15 protein-coding genes are annotated in these 17668 nt (G+C 69.8%); 4 read left to right on the forward strand and 11 right to left on the reverse strand.

From position 1 onward, the window contains the following. Positions 1-25: 25 nt before the first annotated feature. The 6 genes from tpiA to H7I87_RS03745 all read right to left on the reverse strand — a co-directional run bounded on the left by tpiA (position 26) and on the right by H7I87_RS03745 (position 6921). A complete protein-coding gene (gene tpiA / locus H7I87_RS03720; RefSeq protein ID WP_009977607.1) occupies positions 26-811 on the reverse strand; it encodes a triose-phosphate isomerase in 786 nt (261 codons plus the stop codon). Continuing rightward, a complete protein-coding gene (locus H7I87_RS03725; RefSeq protein ID WP_009977609.1) occupies positions 808-2055 on the reverse strand; it encodes a phosphoglycerate kinase in 1248 nt (415 codons plus the stop codon). Before H7I87_RS03725 ends, tpiA begins: the two co-directional genes overlap by 4 nt. 3 nt (positions 2056-2058) lie before the next feature. Then, a complete protein-coding gene (gene gap / locus H7I87_RS03730; protein WP_003876056.1) occupies positions 2059-3078 on the reverse strand; it encodes a type I glyceraldehyde-3-phosphate dehydrogenase in 1020 nt (339 codons plus the stop codon). 123 nt (positions 3079-3201) lie between these two features. Then, entirely contained in the window at positions 3202-4626 is a 1425-nt protein-coding gene (locus H7I87_RS03735; RefSeq protein ID WP_023884486.1) for a phytoene desaturase family protein, read from the reverse strand. Further along, positions 4619-6364 carry a DUF3556 domain-containing protein gene (locus H7I87_RS03740; protein WP_063967095.1) on the reverse strand — a complete coding sequence of 582 codons (1746 nt, stop codon included), beginning with the start codon at positions 6362-6364 and terminating at the stop codon, positions 4619-4621. Before H7I87_RS03740 ends, H7I87_RS03735 begins: the two co-directional genes overlap by 8 nt. A gap of 170 nt (positions 6365-6534) precedes the next feature. Beyond that, complete coding sequence (locus H7I87_RS03745) at positions 6535-6921, reverse strand: hypothetical protein (RefSeq protein ID WP_009977615.1); 387 nt, start codon at positions 6919-6921, stop codon at positions 6535-6537. Between the two features lie 178 nt (positions 6922-7099). On the opposite strand from H7I87_RS03745, the gene H7I87_RS03750 reads away from it, so the two are divergent. From H7I87_RS03750 to H7I87_RS03765, 4 genes are all read left to right on the forward strand, one after another. Then, positions 7100-7909: a lysophospholipid acyltransferase family protein gene (locus H7I87_RS03750; RefSeq protein ID WP_003876052.1), complete on the forward strand. Its 810-nt coding sequence runs from the start codon at positions 7100-7102 to the stop codon at positions 7907-7909. Between the two features lie 3 nt (positions 7910-7912). Then, the gene (fadD12, locus tag H7I87_RS03755) at positions 7913-9532 is read left to right on the forward strand and encodes an acyl-CoA ligase FadD12 (protein ID WP_033727097.1); all 1620 of its coding nucleotides are present in this window, start codon (positions 7913-7915) and stop codon (positions 9530-9532) included. After that, positions 9532-10803, forward strand: coding sequence for an alpha/beta hydrolase (locus H7I87_RS03760; protein ID WP_023881849.1), 1272 nt, complete (start codon positions 9532-9534; stop codon positions 10801-10803). The genes fadD12 and H7I87_RS03760 overlap by 1 nt, the downstream gene beginning before the upstream one ends. Positions 10804-10975: 172 nt before the next feature. Next, the gene (locus H7I87_RS03765; RefSeq protein ID WP_011725416.1) at positions 10976-11827 is read left to right on the forward strand and encodes a type IV toxin-antitoxin system AbiEi family antitoxin; all 852 of its coding nucleotides are present in this window, start codon (positions 10976-10978) and stop codon (positions 11825-11827) included. Between the two features lie 72 nt (positions 11828-11899). Here the strand turns inward: H7I87_RS03765 and H7I87_RS03770 are convergent, their stop codons facing one another. The 5 genes from H7I87_RS03770 to H7I87_RS03790 form a co-directional block, all read right to left on the reverse strand. Next, positions 11900-13303, reverse strand: coding sequence for a WS/DGAT/MGAT family O-acyltransferase (locus H7I87_RS03770; protein WP_033722734.1), 1404 nt, complete (start codon positions 13301-13303; stop codon positions 11900-11902). A 152-nt stretch (positions 13304-13455) separates the two neighbouring features. Continuing rightward, positions 13456-14418: a PPE family protein gene (locus tag H7I87_RS03775; protein WP_033722732.1), complete on the reverse strand. Its 963-nt coding sequence runs from the start codon at positions 14416-14418 to the stop codon at positions 13456-13458. A gap of 92 nt (positions 14419-14510) precedes the next feature. Further along, a complete protein-coding gene (locus H7I87_RS03780; RefSeq protein ID WP_011725419.1) occupies positions 14511-14864 on the reverse strand; it encodes a DUF732 domain-containing protein in 354 nt (117 codons plus the stop codon). Between the two features lie 56 nt (positions 14865-14920). After that, the gene (locus tag H7I87_RS03785) at positions 14921-16285 is read right to left on the reverse strand and encodes a PPE family protein (protein WP_009977625.1); all 1365 of its coding nucleotides are present in this window, start codon (positions 16283-16285) and stop codon (positions 14921-14923) included. An 11-nt stretch (positions 16286-16296) separates the two neighbouring features. Further along, entirely contained in the window at positions 16297-17550 is a 1254-nt protein-coding gene (locus H7I87_RS03790) for a PPE family protein (protein WP_011725420.1), read from the reverse strand. Positions 17551-17668 lie beyond the last annotated feature (118 nt).

Consider the following 17668-nt stretch of genomic DNA (forward strand, 5'->3'; position numbering starts at 1 on the left):
CCAGCCTACCGGGGCGGGCTCGTTCTCACGGCAGCGGCCCGCCGGCGGCGATGGCGGCCAGCGTGGCGAACTGCTCGCCGTCCAGCGACGCGCCGCCCACCAGGCCGCCGTCGATGTCGTCCTGGGCGATCAACTCCCCGACGTTCTTCGCGTTCACCGAGCCGCCGTAGAGCACCCGCACCGAGTCGGCGATCTGCGCCGAGGCGAGTGACGCCAACTCTTTCCGGATCGCCGCGCACACCTCTTGAGCATCGGACGCACTGGCCACCCGTCCGGTTCCAATCGCCCACACCGGCTCGTAGGCGATGACGACCTTGCCGATCTGCTCGGCGGACAGCCCGGCCAGCGAGCCGCGCAGCTGCTCCTCGCAGTGGATGACGTGGTTGCCCGCCTCGCGGACCTCGAGGTGCTCGCCGATGCAGATGATCGGGGTCAGCTCGTGCTTGAGCGCGGCCGCGGCCTTGGCGGCCACCAGCGCGTCGTCCTCGTTGTGGTAGGTGCGCCGCTCCGAGTGCCCGACGACGACGAACGTGCAGCCCAGCTTGGCCAGAAAGGCCCCGCTGATGTCGCCGGTGTAGGCGCCCGAGTCGTGCTGGGACAGGTCCTGGGCGCCGTAGCTGAGCCGCAGCTTGTCGCCGTCGACCAGGGTCTGCACGCTGCGCAGGTCGGTGAACGGCGGCAGCACCGTGACGTCCACCTTGTCGTAGTACTTGTCCGGCAGCGCGAACGCGATCTTTTGCACCAGCGCGATGGCCTCGAAGTGGTTGAGGTTCATCTTCCAGTTGCCGGCGATCAGTGGCTTGCGGCTCACGCGGCGCCTCCCGTCGGCTGCGGACGTCCCAGCACCTCGATGCCCGGAAGTGCCTTGCCCTCAAGGTATTCCAGCGACGCCCCGCCGCCGGTGGAAATGTGCGAGAAGCCGCTCTCCGGGATGCCCAGCGCGCGCACCGCGGCCGCCGAGTCGCCGCCGCCGACCACGGAGAAGGCGCCCTTGCCGGTCGCCGCCGCGATCGCTTCGGCCAGGCCCTTGGTGCCCGCGGCGAACGCCGGGAACTCGAACACGCCCATCGGGCCGTTCCAGAAGATCGTCTCGGCGTTGGACAGCAGCGCGGTGAACCGCTTGACCGATCCCGGCCCGATGTCCAGGCCCATCAGGTCGTCGGGGATGGCGTCGGCCGGCACGGTCTGCGGCGCCGCGTCGGCGGCGAACCTGTCGGCCGCCACGATGTCCACCGGCAGCCGCAGCACGTCGACGTAGGTGTCCAGCAGCCGGCGGCAGGTGTCCACCATCTCGGTTTCCAGCAGCGACTTACCGACCGAAAACCCTTGCGCGGCAAGGAAGGTGAAGCACATGCCGCCGCCGATGACGATGCTGTCGGCCTTGGTGGCCAGCGACTCGATGACGCCGAGCTTGTCGGACACCTTGGACCCGCCGAGCACCACCGCGTAGGGGCGTTTGGTGGAGCCGGTCAGCTGCTCCAGCACGGCGATCTCCTCGGCCACCAGCGTGCCGGCGTAGTGCGGCAGCAGCGTGGCGACGTCGTACACCGAGGCCTGCTTGCGGTGCACCACGCCGAAACCGTCGGAGACGAAAGCGCCTGTGGGACCGACCAATTCGGCCAGCTGCCGGGCCAGCGCGAGCCGCTCGGCGTCGTCCTTGGACGTTTCGCGGGCGTCGAACCGGATGTTTTCCAGCAGCAGGACGTCGCCGTCGGTCAACCCCTCGGCGCGGGCCAGGGCGTCGGTGCCCACCACGTCCGAGGCCAGCTGCACGTGCCGGCCCAGCTGCTCGCCGAGCGCGGCGGCCACCGGGGCCAGCGACAACGCCGGGTCCGGCCCGTTCTTGGGACGCCCGAGGTGCGCGGCGACCACCACCTTGGCGCCCGCCTCGACCAGTGCGCTCAACGTCGGCACCGACGCGGTGATCCGGCCGGGGTCGGTGATCCGGCCTTGCTCACCATCGGAGTCCAGCGGCACGTTCAGGTCCGAACGCACCAGCACACCGCGTCCGGAAACACCTTCGGCGAGAAGGTCTTCGAGATTGTGGACAGCCACGGCTTACAGCGACTTGCCGACCAGGGCGACCAGGTCGACGAGGCGGTTGGAGTAGCCCCACTCGTTGTCGTACCAGGACACCACCTTGGCTTGGTTGTCGATCACCTTGGTCAGCCCGGAGTCGAAGATCGAGCTGTGCGGGTCGGTGACGATGTCGCTGGAGACGATCGGCGCGTCGTAGTACTTCAGGATGCCCTTGAGCCGGCCCTCGGCGGCGGCCTTGAACGCCGCGTTGATGTCCTCGACGCTGGCCGGCTTCTTCAGCTCGGCGGTCAGGTCGGTGACCGAGCCGGTGGGGATCGGCACCCGCAGCGCGTAGCCGTCCAGCTTGCCCTTGAGGTTGGGCATGACCAGCCCGATCGCCTTGGCCGCGCCGGTGGAGGTGGGCACGATGTTCAGCGCGGCGGCGCGCGCCCGGCGCAGGTCCTTGTGCGGCCCGTCCTGCAGGTTCTGGTCCTGGGTGTAGGCGTGGATCGTGGTCATCAGGCCGCGGACGATGCCGAACTCGTCGTCGAGCACCTTGGTCAGCGGCGCCAGGCAGTTGGTGGTGCACGACGCGTTGGAGATGATGTTCTGGCTGCCGTCGTACTTGTCGTCGTTGACGCCCAGCACCACGGTGATGTCCTCGTCGGTGGCCGGCGCGGAGATGATCACCTTCTTGGCGCCGGCGTCCAGGTGGCCCTTGGCCTTGGCCGCGTTGGTGAACAGCCCGGTGGATTCGACGACGACGTCGACGCCCAGGTCGCCCCAGGGCAGCGCGGCCGGGCCCTCGCGCACCTCCAGCGCCTTGATCTTGGCCGGGCCCACCACGATGGTGTCCTCGCCCTCCAGGCTGACGTCGTAGGGCAGCCGGCCCAGGATGGAGTCGAATTTCAGCAGGTGAGCCAGGGTGCTGTTGTCGGTGATGTCGTTGACCGCGACCACCTCGATGTCGGCGGTGCCCTGCTCCTGTTGAGCCAGCAAGGCCCGGTAGAAGTTGCGCCCGATTCGACCGAAGCCGTTGATGCCTACCCGGACCGTCACTTGTCTCTCCTCCGTCTTCTTTCCTGTGTCGGCTGATTTGCGCTCGTCGCCAGCCTAGATCAGTGCCGCGGCCGGTTGCCGCTCCGGTATCGCCCCGGTGACCTCGGCCACAGCCTGCGCAAGCTAGCCGCCGCGGCGGCGCAGCCAGCCCAGCGCGGCCTCGGCGGCGTGATAGCCACACAGCCCGTGGATGCCCGGTCCCGGCGGCGTGGACTGCGAACACAGATAGACACCGGGGACGCCGGTGGCGTACGGGCTGACCGAGACGCGCGGCCGCAGGATGACCTGCAGCCCGTCGTTGGCGCCGCCGAGGATATCGCCGCCGATGTAGTTGGCGTTGTAGGCGGCCAGGTCGGCGGTGCCCCTGCTGACGGTGGCGACGACGCGGTCGCGGAATCCGGGCGCGAACCGCTCGATCTGATCGACGACGAGGGCGGTGGCGTCGCCGGTGTAGCCGAACGGCACGTGCGCGTAGGCCCAGATCGGGTTGATGCCGCCGGCCGAGCGGGACGGGTCGGCCAGGTATTGCTGTCCCACCAGGACGAACGGGCGCGGCGCCAGCTTGCCCTGCGCGCGTTGGCGTTCGGTGTCGGCGATCTCGGCGAAGCTCCCGCCCAGGTGCACGCTGCCGGCCCGGGCGCAGTGCGGGTTGGTCCACGGGATGTCGCCCTCGACGGCGAAGTCGACCTTGAACGCCGAGGAGCCCTGCCGGTAGCGGCGGTAGGACCGCGCGATGCGCGCCGGCATCAGCTCGCCGTAGAGCCGCAGCGCCGCGGCGGGGGTCAGGTCGAGCATGACGATGTCGGCGTCCGGGATGTCGCGCCGGTCGCTGACCGTGACGCCGGTGGCGACGTCGCCGCCGTGCGCGCGCAGGGCGGCGACCAGGGCATGGATGATCGAGCCCGATCCCCCTTCGGCGACCGGCCAGCCGTACCGGTGCCCGCTGGCCAAAAACAGCAGGCCCAGCGAGGCGGTCAGCGGACGGTCCAGCCGGGTGTAGATGTGCGCGGCGGCGCCGCCGAACAGCGCCCGGGCCTGCTCGGTGCGAAACCAGCGGGCCAGCACGGTGGCCGGCAGCAGCGCGCGGGGCCCGAACCGGGCGAGGCGCACCGGATGGCGCGGGACGCGCAGCACCGGGCGCATCAAATCGCTTGCCAGCTGGTCGAATCCGGCCGCCAGGTCCCCGACGGCGCGCCGCCACCGGGTGGCGTCGGGCCCCATGCCGGCCGTCGTCTGCTCGATCGACCGGTACAGCACACCGGCGCTGCCGTCGTCGAGCGGATGGGCGCAGTCGATCTGCGGCCACTTCCACACCAGCCCGTAGCTCGGCAGGTCGATCTCCTTCCAGAACGGCGAGCCGACCCCGAACGGGTGGGTGGCCGAGCACAGGTCGTGGATGACCCCGGGCACCGTCAGCTCACCCGACCGCGCTCCCCCGCCGGGCGTCTCGCCGGCCTCGAGCACCTGCACCTCGACGCCGCGGCGGGCCAGCTGGATCGCCGCGGCCAGCCCGTTGGGCCCGGCCCCGACCACCACCGCCCTAGCCATGGACGTGGACGGGGTATTCGTCGCCGGGCTCGGGCCAGGGCTGCCGGCTCAGCATGCTCGCGACGTCGACGTGGCCCGCTTCGATCAGCCCGGTCTTGGCGTCGACGATGCGGTAGGCCTGCGTCTGGCGCTGGATGGGTTGGGCTTCCAGGATGATCACCCGCACCTCGCCCTCGTCGAAGTTGCAGCGGCGCTGCACGGCGGCCAGCAGCTGTTCGTTGTGCAGGTGGCCCTCGCCGAAGTTCCAGCCGATCAGCGGGCCGGCGACGATCTCGCCGTCGCGCAGCAGGTAGTCGGCCTCGTCGGCACCGCCGGGCAGGGCGCGCGGCACCAGCCCGCCCAGCGCCCGCCCGTGCGTGTGCATCGACCGCCAGCCCATCAACTTGTCGATCATCAGTTCGGCGGATTGCGGATCATAAAGGCGGGCAAGCTGATTGGGCACCAGCGCCGATGCCTTGGTGATGTTGGCCTCGATCTTGTCTTCGGCGCCCCTGCGGAAGCACCAGGTGCTGGTGGCCCAGTTGCCCGCGTAGTAGCGCATCGCCGGCAGGAACGAGATCTGTTGCGGGAAAAGGTTTCCCAGGATCGGCACCACGGCCAGCGCGGCGATCAGGATGACCAGCAGCAGCGGTGAGCTCAGCCCGGTGGCTGTGACGCCGGCGTAGTGCCCGAACAGGTAGAACAGCGAGAAGATGAAGAAGACGTTCCACTCCAGCGGGACTCCCATCGGAATGGTGGAGGCGATGTTGAGGTGGAACAGCACCATGAAGGCGATCAGGAACCAGGCCCAGCGGTGTCCGTCGGCGACGAACACCAGCACCAGCGGGACCAGGAATTCGGCGGTGGTGCCGCCGACGTGGGCCATCACCTTCGGGATCCAGGACGGCCGCAGGTCGTCGACGGGGTCGAGATAGAGCCGGCGTTTGAACCAGTTGAACGCGCGGGCGCGCAGCAGCGGGCTGTTGCTCATCATGACCGCCACCACGTAGGGGAAGTGGTGGTTGAGCTTGGAGGTCGCCGCGCCCCACCACAGCGCCAGCATGATGATCTTGAAGGCGGCGATCTGGTCGGTGAAGCCGAAAAAGAAGACCAGCAGCGTCAATCCGTAGTGTTCGCCCCGCGCGGCCAGAAAGATCGTCTTGTCCCGCAACCCCAGCAGTGCCAGCGCGACGATGGCCGGCACCACCAGGATGGGATCGATCAGGCCGACGTCGCCGGCCGCGGTGACCGGCCCGCCCCGCCCCGGCGACAGCAGCGCCGCGACGCCCGAGCCCAGCACCACCAGATACAGCGCGACGTCGACGACGGTGCGGCTGTCCCCGGCGGTGAGCGGGACCTTGTCCGGCCACGGCGGCAGCCGAATCGTGTTGGGCCGCAACCAGTACAGGAAGCCGCCGAACGGCGGCCAGAACCGCGCGGTCAGCGGCCCCGATCCGCAGCCCAGGCCCAGGATCTCGAACAGCAGCGTGAAGACGACCAGCTTCTGGTACACGATGGGCTGCGTCCACCAGTCGGCGATGCGCCCGAGCCCGCCCAGGCCCGGCGTCAGCGAGATCACCGCGGCCGCGCCGGCGACGTAGCCGGCGATCTTGAACACGTAGAACAGGTACACCGCATACGGGGAGCCGAAGCCGTGCTCGACCCAGTGCCGGGTCATGATCTGCCGCCGGGTCGACCGCGGCAGGCCGGTCCAGGTTTGGGGGTCGACGTCGGGGAACTCCGGGGTCATGAATCCCATGGGCGGCCTCGTTCCTCTGCACCGAACAGCTGGCCCATCGAATGTATCGGCACCGCCGGGCGGGTGTGTCGATTCGGTGGGTGCCGGTCGCGGCCGCGCCCGCAATTGGTCGGCGACTGGTGGGCCGGCGGTGGCCGGGTGGTAGCGAAAAGCGCTGCGGAGCGGCGGTTTCAGGCCCGCCGGGCGAATCGCCGGCGCAGCTTGTCGATTAGGCCGTCCACCGCCTGCCGATCCTGCTCGGCGATGCGGGTCAGGCGCCGCAATCCGGCCACCGCGTCGGCGTCGCCTTTTGCCTCGGCTTTCGCGATCTTCTGCCGATACCCGTCCAGGCGCTGGTCGATCAGGCCGCGCCGCCCGGTGAGCAGGCGCATGAAGTAGTCGGCCTGCTGCTGGTCCGCGGTGTCCGGCACGGTGTGCGGCTGGGTGACCGGCTTGGTGATCGGCACGGCGTCCGGCTTGGTGGCCGGCCGGCGCCCGCGCCGGTCGGGGGTGCCGGCCGTGCGGTGCGGAGCGCTCGAGCGCGCGCGGCGCTCGGGGGACAGACCGGCTACGTCCATCGCATTCCGTTTCTCCGGGGGTCACTCGGGGCGTCGTAACAGTAACCTCCCGGCCGGGGCCGCGCCACGCGCCGGAACGAAAAAGGCGAAACACCATGACAGCGGCCCGCCGCCGGTCGCTACCATCGAGGGACTCGACGCGGCCCCGGCGGCCTCGGGCGAGCGTCAAGGGAGGAACGTGACCGACAGCGACAACGCCGACGGCGGGGACATCGGCAAATTCGACCCCGTCCTGACCCAGCGCCTGATGACGGTGATGCGCCCGGTCCTCAAGGCCTACTTCCGGTCGGAGGTGCACGGCCTGGAGTCGTTCCCGCCCGGCGGGGCGTTGGTGGTCGGCAACCACTCCGGCGGCATGTTCCCGATGGACGTGCCGATCTTTTCCGTGCACTTCTACGACAAATACGGCTACGACCGGCCGATCTACACGCTCAGCCACGACATCCTGATGACCGGGCCCACCGGCGATTTCTTCCGGCGCACCGGCTACATCCGGGCCAACCGGGAGAACGCGGCCGCGGCGTTGCGGTCCGGCGGCGTGGTGATCGTGTTCCCCGGCGGCGACTACGACGCCTACCGTCCCACCCTGGCCGAGAACGTCATCGACTTCGACGGCCGGAAGGGGTACGTGCGCACCGCGATCGAGGCCGGCGTGCCGATCGTGCCGGCGGTGTCCATCGGCGGGCAGGAGACCCAGCTGTACCTGACCCGCGGCACCTGGCTGGCCGAGCGGCTGGGCATCAAACGCCTACTGCGTAGCGCGATCCTGCCGGTGTCGTTCGGCTTCCCGTTCGGGCTGAGCGCGGTCATCCCGCCCAACCTGCCGCTGCCGGCCAAGATCGTGACCCGGGTGCTCGACCCCATCGACATCGCCAAGCAGTTCGGCGAGGACCCGGACGTCGACGAGGTCGACGAGTACGTGCGCTCGGTGATGCAGCAGGCGCTGAACGAGCTCGCCGCCGAGCGCCGGTTCCCGATCCTGGGCTGAGCCATGCCGAATCCTGTGCGCGAGACCCTGGGCCTGATCGCCACGATGCGCCGCGCCCGCCTGCTCGCACCCATGCGGCCGGACCGCTATCTGCGGATCGCCGCGGCCATGCGCCGCGAGGGCATGGGCATGACGTCCGGATTCGCCGCCGCCGCGCAACGCTGCCCGGACCGGCCCGGGCTGGTCGACGAGCGGGGCAGCCTGACCTGGCGGCAGCTCGACGAGCGGTGCGACGCGCTGGCGGCCGCGCTGCAGGCGCTGCCGTCCGGTGCGCCGGCGGTGATCGGGATCATGTGCCGCAATCACCGCGGCTTCGTCGAGGCGCTGGTGGCCGCCGACCGGATCGGCGCGGACATCGTGTTGCTCAACACCTCGTTCGCCGGGCCCGCGCTGGCCGACGTGATCACCCGCGAGGGTGTGGACGCCGTCATCTACGACGAGGAGTTCACCGCGACGGTGGACCGCGCGCTGGCCGGCAGGCCCGACGCGATCCGCATCGTGGCGTGGACCGACACCGAGCACCAGCACACCGTCGACAAGCTGATCGCTTCGAAGGCCGGGGCGCGGCCCATCCGCACCGGGCGCAAGGGCAAGATGATTCTGCTCACCTCCGGCACCACCGGAACTCCCAAGGGCGCCAAGCAATCCGGCGGCAACGCCGGCATCGGCACGCTCAAGGCGATCCTGGACCGCACGCCGTGGCGGGCCGAGGAGCCCGTCGTGATCGTGGCGCCGATGTTTCACGCCTGGGGCTTTTCCCAACTGCTGCTGGCCGCGTCATTCGCCTGCCCGGTGATCACCCGGCGCAAATTCGACCCGGAGGCCACCCTGGACCTGATCGACCGGCACCGCGCCACCGGCCTGGTGGTGGTGCCGGTGATGTTCGACCGGATCATGGACCTGCCCGCCGAGGTGCGCCGCCGCTACGAGTGCCGGTCGCTGCGCTTCGCGGCGGCCTCGGGGTCGCGGATGCGTCCCGACGTCGTCGTCGCGTTCATGGACGAGTTCGGCGACGTGATCTACAACAACTACAACGCCACCGAGGCCGGCATGATCGCCACCGCCACCCCGGCCGACCTGCGGGCCGCCCCCGACACCGCCGGCCGGGCCGCCGGCGGCACCGAAATCCGGATCCTGGACCCCGAATTCAACGAGCTGCCCGCCGGCAAGGTGGGCACCATCTACGTCCGCAACAACACCCAGTTCGACGGCTACACCTCGGGCAGCAGCAAGGACTTCCACGAAGGCTTCATGTCCTCGGGCGACCTCGGGTACCTGGACTCCGCGGGCCGGTTGTTCGTGGTCGGCCGCGACGACGAGATGATCGTCTCCGGCGGAGAGAACGTCTACCCGATCGAGGTGGAGAAGACGTTGGCGACACATCCCGACGTGGCCGAGGCGGCGGTGATCGGCGTGGACGACGAGCAGTACGGGCAGCGGCTGGCGGCGTTCGTGGTGCTGGCACCGGAGGCGCGGGCGACGCCCGAGGCGCTCAAGCAACACGTGCGCGACAACCTGGCCAACTACAAGGTGCCCCGCGAAATTTCGGTCCTCGACGAGCTGCCCCGCAGCAGCACCGGCAAGATCCTGCGCGCCGATTTGCGGGCCCGGGTGGGCGGCTGATGCGGCTGATGCGAACGCTCCGCAAGCCCCAGCCGCTGGCCCGCGCCGCGGTGGAATTGGCCAACGCGGCCAACGGATTACGCCCGCTGGCCCGCAAGGGCTACCCCACCGTGCTGGTCTTCTGGTTCGGCTGGCCGGCCTCCGAGGTGCCGGGCATCTACTTCTCCGCCTCGCTGCTCGATGCGCTGCGGCGCGGGCGCCGGGGCGACTTCGCCGGCCGGCGCGGTAAGGCGGCGCTGGCCCTGACCGCGGCGTCCTGGGCCATCCTGGGCGTGATCAAGTATCGGGGCATCACCACCCCGGGCCCGGTGCTGGAGGCGGGGTTGCGCGACCAACTCGGTGACGACTACACCGAGGCGATGGACAAGCTCCCCCAGTCCCGCCCGACCCGCAGCGGGCGGCGCACCCTGCCGCTCGGCGGCATCGTGGCCCGGCGGCGCTACGTCGAGAAGACGAACGTGGTGTCCTACGGTCCGCACGGCCGCGCCAACCTGGCCGACATCTGGCGGCGCCGTGACCTGCCGCGCGACGGCAAGGCCCCGGTGCTGCTGCAGGTGCCCGGCGGCGCCTGGGCGATCGGAATGCGCCGGCCGCAGGCCTATCCGCTGATGAGCCATTTGGCCGCACGCGGTTGGGTGTGCGTGTCGATCGGCTACCGGGTGTCGCCGCGGCACACCTGGCCCGACCACATCGTCGACGTCAAGCGCGCGCTGGCCTGGGTGAAGGAGAACATCGCCCGCTACGGTGGTGATCCGAATTTCGTGGCGATCACCGGCGGGTCGGCCGGCGGGCATCTGTGTTCGCTGGCGGCGCTGACCCCCAACGACCCGAAGTACCAGCCGGGCTTCGAGGATGCCGACACCTCGGTGGTGGCCGCGGTGCCGGTGTACGGCCGCTACGACTGGTTCACCACCGAAGGCGAGGGGCGGCGCGAATTCGTCCAGCTGCTCGAAAAGTTCGTCGTCAAAAAGAAATTCGCCACCCACCGCGACATCTACGTCGACGCCTCGCCGATCCGGCGGCTGCGGGCCGACGCGCCGCCGTTCTTCGTCCTGCACGGCCGCGACGATTCCCTGATCCCGGTCGGCGAAGCGCAGGAGTTCGTCGAGGAGCTGCGCGCGGTGTCGAAGTCGCCGGTCGCCTACGCCGAATTGCCGCACGCCCAACACGCTTTCGACATCTTCAGCTCGCCGCGGGCTCATCGGTCTGCGGAGGCCGTGGCGCGGTTTTTGTCCTGGGTGTACGCGACAAATCCGCCCGAGCGCGACTGAGTCTCGTCGCCGGGGGCATCGCACATGTCGCCGGCCCGGGTTTCTCCGGGGCTCGAGCGTCACGCCAGAGTGGCTCCCGGGCTCGAGCGTCACGCTGGCGTGACGCCCGGGGGTGTGGACAGGCAGGCCGCACCGAACTGTCGTTCGTTGCGGTTTATGCGACGCTGCCGCGATGGTGGAGCCATTCATCGGCAGTGAGGCCGTCGCGGACGGAGAAGTAGTCAAGAGCGCGTTGCGAACGCGCTACAAGAGATTGTTCCGCGATGTGTATATCCATCCTGGCGCCGAACTCTCGGCGCTGACTCGCGCCCGCGCAGGATGGCTGTGGTCGCGTCGGCGCGGCGTCATCGCTGGCCTGTCGGCTGCCGCCGTTCACGGCGCCCGGTGGGTGGATGCGACGGCACCGCTGGAGATTCTGCATAGCAACAGAAACCCGTTGCCGGGATTGCGGATTCACAGTGACCGTCTTGAAAGCGACGAATACGCCCTGGTCGACGGTGTTCCCGTGACGACGCCGGCCCGGACGGCTGTCGACCTGGGATGCTGGCATCCGGTCAACGACGCGGTGGCCGTGATCGACGACCTGCTTCGCGCAACCGACTGCAAGGTAGCGGAGTGTCAGCTGCTCGCCGATCGGTATCCGGGCCGACGCGGCATGCAGTCGGCGCGCGCGGCGATTGGGCTCGCGGATGCCGGCGCGCAGTCGCCAAAGGAAACGTGGTTGCGACTGTTGCTGATTCGGGCGGGGCTTCCCCGACCACAAACGCAGATCCCGGTCAGTGACGAGTTTGGCGGCGTGACGTACTACCTCGACATGGGTTGGGAGGATTTCATGGTCGCTGCCGAGTACGACGGTGAGCAACATCGCCGGGACCGCTGGCAATACACGTGGGACATCAGGCGCCGCGAAACGCTCGAGCGCCTGGGCTGGATCGTCATTCAAGTGGTCGCTGGGGATCGCCCCGCCGACATTGTCAGCCGGGTCAGCGCCGCCTTGGCCCGGCGCGGCGTCACGCTAGCGTGACGCTCGCTTGCGGCGGTCACGCTGGCGTGACGCTCACCGAAGAGACTTCCGCTCGCTGAAGCAGACTCGCGCTCAGCCGGTCTCGCCCGCGGCGGCCTTCTCCAGATCGGTCAGGGCCGGCTCGATCCGATCGGCCATGTCGTCGATGTCGTTGGCCACCTCGGGGGTGGTGACGAAACCGAAGTCCAGGTAGTCGGTGTAGGAGAAGCAGGTGATGTTCAGCGCGACGTCCATGACCGGCGGCCCCAGCGGCACCAGCGAGTCCAGCTTGGCGCCGGCCATGTACAACGGGAACGGCGGGCCGGGCACGTTGGACACAACCAGGTTGATGGGAGCCAGGTTTCGCGACAACCCGCTGGCCGTGTAGGCCCGCGCGGCCAGGTGCAACAGCCCCGGCGGGGTGGTCTCCGTCAGCCCCATGATCTGATGCGCCGACAACGCCTTGGCCATCAGCTTGGCGCTCTGCGTGCTGTCGTGGATGGCCCGCAGCCGCTCGCCGGGATCCTCGATGTGGGTGGCCAACGACACCGTCATCGAGCTGACCTTGTTGCCGATGTCGTCCTTGTTCTCGTCGGTGCGGGTGGAGACCGGGATCTGCGCGATGAGCGGCTTGGCCGGCAGCTCACCGCGCTTCTGCAGATAGTCGCGGACGGCGCCGGCCACCAGGGCCAGCACCACGTCGTTGAGCTTGACGTCGTAGGCGTCCTTGATCGCCTTGGCGCGGGCCAGTTCCACCCGGCAGCCGGTGACCCGGCGGTGCGGCGAAACCGGCGCATTGAAGCGGGTTTTCGGCGCTTCGAAGTAGCGTGGCGGCCGGCTGCGCACCCCGAGCGTGGCAACCTGCTGGCGCACGGTCTGCTCCAGCAGCCGCGCGATGCGGAACGGCGTCTTGACGCCGACGTTGATCAGCGCCCCCACCGCCCGCCGCTCCAGCCCGGGCAGCTGGAACCCGACCAGCGATCCCACCGTCTCCTGTTGCGGCGGCCGGGGTTCCGGCGTGGCGTCCAGCAGGATCTCGCCCAGCCCGGCGCCGGAGACACCGTCGACGATGGCGTGATGCATCTTGGTGAGCGTCGCGAACCGGCCGCCCGCGTTGCCGTCCAGGCCCTCGATCACCCACATCTCCCACAACGGCCGCGAGCGATCCAGCTTGTAGGACATCAACCGGCCCACCAGCTCCTCGAGCTCGCGGCGACCGCCCGGAGCCGGAACACCGATGCGGCGGAGGTGGAAATCGACGTCCAGCTCCTCGTCTTCGACGAACCACGGCCGGTCCAGTCCCAGCGGCGCGCCGGTGACCCGCCATCGCAACTGCGGCACCTCCGGCAGTCGCTCGATCAGTAATTGACGGAGTCGTTCAAAGGTGTACTCCGCGGACCCCTTCGGGTCGCAGATCGCCAACGCCCCCACATGCATATGCCAGCCGGCGGTTTCCGCCGACCAAAACGCCGCATCGACACTCGAAAGCCGTTTCATCACCCGACCGTAGCCCCCCAACCCCCGTCGCGACCAGCAATGGCAAACAAACTACCCGCCGCCTCGGCGCCGGAAGCGTCCACATGGCCAGCGGTCCGACGCGGCTACCGGCGGGCACCCGTCCGCGTCGGTAGCGGTAGCGGGCGGGTGGCTCACTGGCTCCGATCGAGGGGAGCCGCCGGCGAATTCGGCGACGCCGGGCTCGGCACCGATCTGGTCCACGCCCGTGGGACTGACAAGATCCCGATCGCCGCGCCCCGCCCGACGCTCACCCGGGGCGCCGCGGAATTCGTGCCGCCGCCCCCGCCGGGCCGCGGCGAGCACATCACCGCGGCCCTGCCCAGCGCGGCGGCCTTGTTGAGGGCACTGAGGTGGTTGAGCGCGAAGTCCAGCGGCGCCGACAGCGAACTCAACTTGGACAGCGCCCCCGTCGCCGACAGCAAAGACGTATCGAAGGTGGCCAGCGGCGAGACGGACAGCGCGCCGAGCGCGTCGGAGATGGTCGAGATCACTTGTCGGCCAGTCGTTATGACCTCCGGCGCGGCGGTCAGAGCCCAGTTGCGCGACGGTGAGGTGACCCCGGCGGGCGCGGGGTCGGCGGCGGGTGGCGGCGAATCGAACGGTGTCAGCTTCCAGAAGCCGGCCGAGGCGCGGGCGTAGGCATACATGGCGGCGGCGTCTTGCGCCCACATCCGTTCGTAGTCGGCGTCGGCGTCGGCGACCGCCGGGCTGAGCTGGCCCAGACAGTTCGCCTCGGCCAGCGAGATCCGCCGTAGCCGGTTGGCAGCGATCACATGGGGTGCCACCACCGCCGCGAGCGCCAAGCCGTAGGCACCCGCGGCCGCCGTGGCCTGGGTGGCCGTCTGCCGGGCCCGCGCGGCGGTGGCGTCCAGCCAGGCCAGATAGGGCGCGACGGCCTGGGTGATCGCGCTGGTCGACGCGCGCTGGTCTCGCCGATCCAGCTCCGCGATCACCGCCCGGTAGGTCAGCGCCGTGTCCGCGAGTTGGGCGCCCAGCACACCCCAGGCCTTGGCGGCGTCCATCAGCGATCCGGCGCCGGGGCCCGAATGCATCCGCCCCGAATTGCTTTCCGGCGCACGGGTGCCGAAATCCATCACTGGCCCCAGTTCAAGGGCAGGCGTTTGGTGCTGCAACATCAGGCTTTTCTTTTCAACGGTGATGGATACGCCGCGGCAGTGGGTGTTGATCAGCCGCCGCCCTTACCGGCCTCGGCGGACTCGAGTTGACGTGGGCAGTACGACTTGGCCGATATCGTCGCGAACTGGGCGGCGCCGTTGGTGGTCAGTGCGGGGTTGTTGTCCCGCAGGTCGTTGAGGAGTTGAAGGCCGGAGACGCCGCGAGCGAGCAAGCCGCACACCGCTTTTCCGGCGCTCACGGCTTGGCCCGGGTCCTGAAAGCTGATCCCCACCTTGTGCAGATCGGCGATGAAGACCTCATTGTTGTCATCGGCGGCCGCCTCGTCCTCTCCCGGGACGGCGTGCGCGGGTACCGCGGTGACGATGCCCAGCGCTACACCGAGAAGCGCTAGCAGCAGTTTCATGCATCCTCCTTCGATGCTCTATGGCGGTGTGCGGCGGCGACGCGGAAACCGTTGCGCTACCCCAGTTTCGATGCGGGCGATCCGACCGCGACTTGCTCTCCGTCCGTCACGTGCACGGCGTGCACGCCCGGCGTCGTCCTGAGCCTGGCGACCAGGTCGTCGAGGCCGGCCTCGTCGACGTTCCAGTGCTGCACCTGCTCGGGCATCTGCTGCAGTTGAGCGATGATGCGGTCGAGCTTGACCGGTCCCTGCCGGCGCTCGCCGGTGATCGCGCGGGTTGGGATGCCCGTTGTGCTGACGACGCGCGCCGCCGGGCTGCCCAGCGCGCCGCCCGCCAGGCTGCCCAGGGTCGCCTCGTTCACCACGCCCGAGAAATCCGTCGCCGCGGCCGCGGCCAGGCTGGTGGCCGGCAGCGCGGTGGAGGCCAGCCTGATCGCCGGGGCGGCCGTCGCCCAGCCGGCCGGCACCGACAGCTCGCCCACTGTCGGCGCATTACCCAGCACGGCCGATACCGGCTTTGCCGCGATGCCGGAAGCGATGTGGCCGGGCGACGCCAGCCCGGCGCCCAACGACGATTTGGCCATCGCGGCACTCCACGGCGCATAGATGAAGAAGTTCTTCCACTGCGAAACCCCAAGGCCGATGGTGGCATTGACGACGTTGGTCCACGTCGCCTGAGTGCCGACCTGCGAAATGCTCGAATACAGCGTCTCCCAGAACGGTGCTATCTCCGTGCTCCCCGTGGCACCGCCGATCAAGTTCTGCCAGAACTGGGTGTATTGACCGGTGAGCGAGGTGATGTAGGCCTCTAGCTGTTTCAGCCAGGACGACAGCGACGTTGACTCCGCCGCGGCCGCGGCGGCCGCCTGGGTCGCCGGTCCGGCGTCATTGGTGGTGGCCGGCGCCTGCTCGAACGGCGTCAGCTCACCGGCCGATTCCGACGCGGCGGCATAACTGAACATGGCGGCGACGTCTTGGGCCCACATCTGGCCGTACTCGTCCTCGGTCGCCGCGATCGCCGCGTCGTTCTGCCCCAGGATGTTGGTCTGCAACAGCGTGGCAAGCAGGCTGCGGTTCGCCGCCACCACCGCCGGCGGCACGGTGGCCGCGACGGCCGACTCGTAGGCCGCGGCCGCGGCCCGGGCCTGAGCGGCAGTCTGCTCGGCCAGGCCTGCCGTGGCCGACAGCCACGCCACGTAGGGCGCCGCCGCGGCGGCCATGGACTCCGACGACGAGCCCTGCCACGATTCGCCGACGAGTTCCGAGATCACCGAGGCGTAGGAAGCCGCGGTGCCGTGCAATTCGGCGGCCAGCCCGTCCCATGCCGCCGCGGCGGCCAGCAGCGGAACGGCGCCCGGGCCGACATGGATCTGGGTGGAGATGACCTCCGGTGGCAGCGTCGCGAAATCGCTGAAAACCATTGCTGTATCTCCTATTTCGCGTTCGGCGGAATGACGATGACGGTGGACGTGGTCGCGAGGTCGTCGACGGCCACGGCACCGGGCACACGCACGGTCGACCCGGCGACGGCGCGGGTCGCGGTCCCGCCGACCGCGCGTCCGGCCAGGCTCGACAGGGCCGTCGGGCCGAACATGCCCTGCTGACCGTTGACGGCCATCGCCGGGGCGGCGTCCAGCATGGTCTCCGGCAGCTCGGCGGCCACCGTCCGGACCGCCGGGACCGCCGAGGCCCAATTCGCCGGCACCGACAACGCTCCGACCAACCCGGCACGGCCCGCCGACGCCGAAACCGTGCCCGCACTCGACAGCGCGGTCGAGCCCGTCAGCAGATCGCTGCGCAGCAGCGGCGCCAACACCCCGGTGAGCGCTTTGGGGTGCAACAGGGGTCCGATTCCTTGGATGCCCGTCCCCACGCTCGGGATGCTGAGCGCGATCTGGTACCAGTTCTTCGCCAGATTGGCCACGCCGAGCGGCGTGTACGGCCCGGAGATGGTGCCCATGACGCTGTTGAAGGTCTTCAGAATCCCGGTGATGTCCGTCAGGCTCAGCGGGAGTTGAGCCGCCGCCGTCACCGCGGTCGCGTTCACCTGCGCCGCGACGGGGACTTGCGAAACGGCTTGTGACAGTGCGGATTCCACGCTGGATGCGGTCGACGACTGCAGCGCGGAGGCAGCCGCGGCCGATTGGTCGGCCGCCGCGTTGGCGTCGGCGGTCTGTGGTGGTGCGCCGAACGGGGTGAGCCGGGTCGCGACCGCCGACGCGCCGGCATAGGCGTACATCGCGGCGGCGTCTTGGGCCCACATCTCGGCGTAGTGGGCCTCCGTGGCCGCGATCGCCGGGGTGTTCTGGCCCAGCACGTTGGTCGCGATCAGCGACGCCAACAACGCCCGGTTGGCGGCGATCACCGGCGGCGGGACGGTGGCCGCGAAAACCGAGTCATAGGCCGCCGCCGCCGCCGTTGCCTGGGCGGCGGTCTGCTCGGCCTGCACCGCGGTGCCGTCGAGCCAGGCGATGAAGGGCGCCGCCGCGGCGGCCATCGCCGTCGACGAAGGCCCATGCCACAAGGTGCGCAGCTCCGCGATCGCCGAACCGTACGACGCTGCGGCCGAATGCATTTCGGCCGCCAGCCCGTGCCAGGCCGCCGCCGCTGCCAGCAACGGCGCCGACCCCGGTCCTGAGTAGATCCTGCCCGAGTTGATCTCCGGCGGTAACGACCCGAAATCCATGCATTCCTCCGCCTCCGGCCGTGTCGCCACGTCCGGCCCAATCCGTGCCGCCGCCAGCGCATCACCATGAGTTTGCTGGGCGGCGGTCATGTCCGCGTGTAGCCGAGACACTAGCCAG

Origin of the sequence: Mycobacterium timonense, from assembly GCF_025821985.1 — a bacterium.
Lineage (GTDB): Bacteria > Actinomycetota > Actinomycetes > Mycobacteriales > Mycobacteriaceae > Mycobacterium > Mycobacterium avium.

What these genes read in the sequence shown, in the direction of transcription:
- H7I87_RS03735 (WP_023884486.1), bottom strand. Translation starts at nt 4,626, where the DNA reads ATGGCTAGGGCGGTGGTGGTCGGGGCCGGGCCCAACGGGCTGGCCGCG.
- H7I87_RS03740 (WP_063967095.1), bottom strand. Translation starts at nt 6,364, where the DNA reads ATGGGATTCATGACCCCGGAGTTCCCCGACGTCGACCCCCAAACCTGG.
- H7I87_RS03745 (WP_009977615.1), bottom strand. Translation starts at nt 6,921, where the DNA reads ATGGACGTAGCCGGTCTGTCCCCCGAGCGCCGCGCGCGCTCGAGCGCT.
- fadD12 (WP_033727097.1), top strand. Translation starts at nt 7,913, where the DNA reads ATGCCGAATCCTGTGCGCGAGACCCTGGGCCTGATCGCCACGATGCGC.
- H7I87_RS03760 (WP_023881849.1), top strand. Translation starts at nt 9,532, where the DNA reads ATGCGGCTGATGCGAACGCTCCGCAAGCCCCAGCCGCTGGCCCGCGCC.
- H7I87_RS03765 (WP_011725416.1), top strand. Translation starts at nt 10,976, where the DNA reads ATGGTGGAGCCATTCATCGGCAGTGAGGCCGTCGCGGACGGAGAAGTA.
- H7I87_RS03770 (WP_033722734.1), bottom strand. Translation starts at nt 13,303, where the DNA reads ATGAAACGGCTTTCGAGTGTCGATGCGGCGTTTTGGTCGGCGGAAACC.
- H7I87_RS03775 (WP_033722732.1), bottom strand. Translation starts at nt 14,418, where the DNA reads ATGGATTTCGGCACCCGTGCGCCGGAAAGCAATTCGGGGCGGATGCAT.
- H7I87_RS03780 (WP_011725419.1), bottom strand. Translation starts at nt 14,864, where the DNA reads ATGAAACTGCTGCTAGCGCTTCTCGGTGTAGCGCTGGGCATCGTCACC.
- H7I87_RS03785 (WP_009977625.1), bottom strand. Translation starts at nt 16,285, where the DNA reads ATGGTTTTCAGCGATTTCGCGACGCTGCCACCGGAGGTCATCTCCACC.
- H7I87_RS03790 (WP_011725420.1), bottom strand. Translation starts at nt 17,550, where the DNA reads ATGGATTTCGGGTCGTTACCGCCGGAGATCAACTCGGGCAGGATCTAC.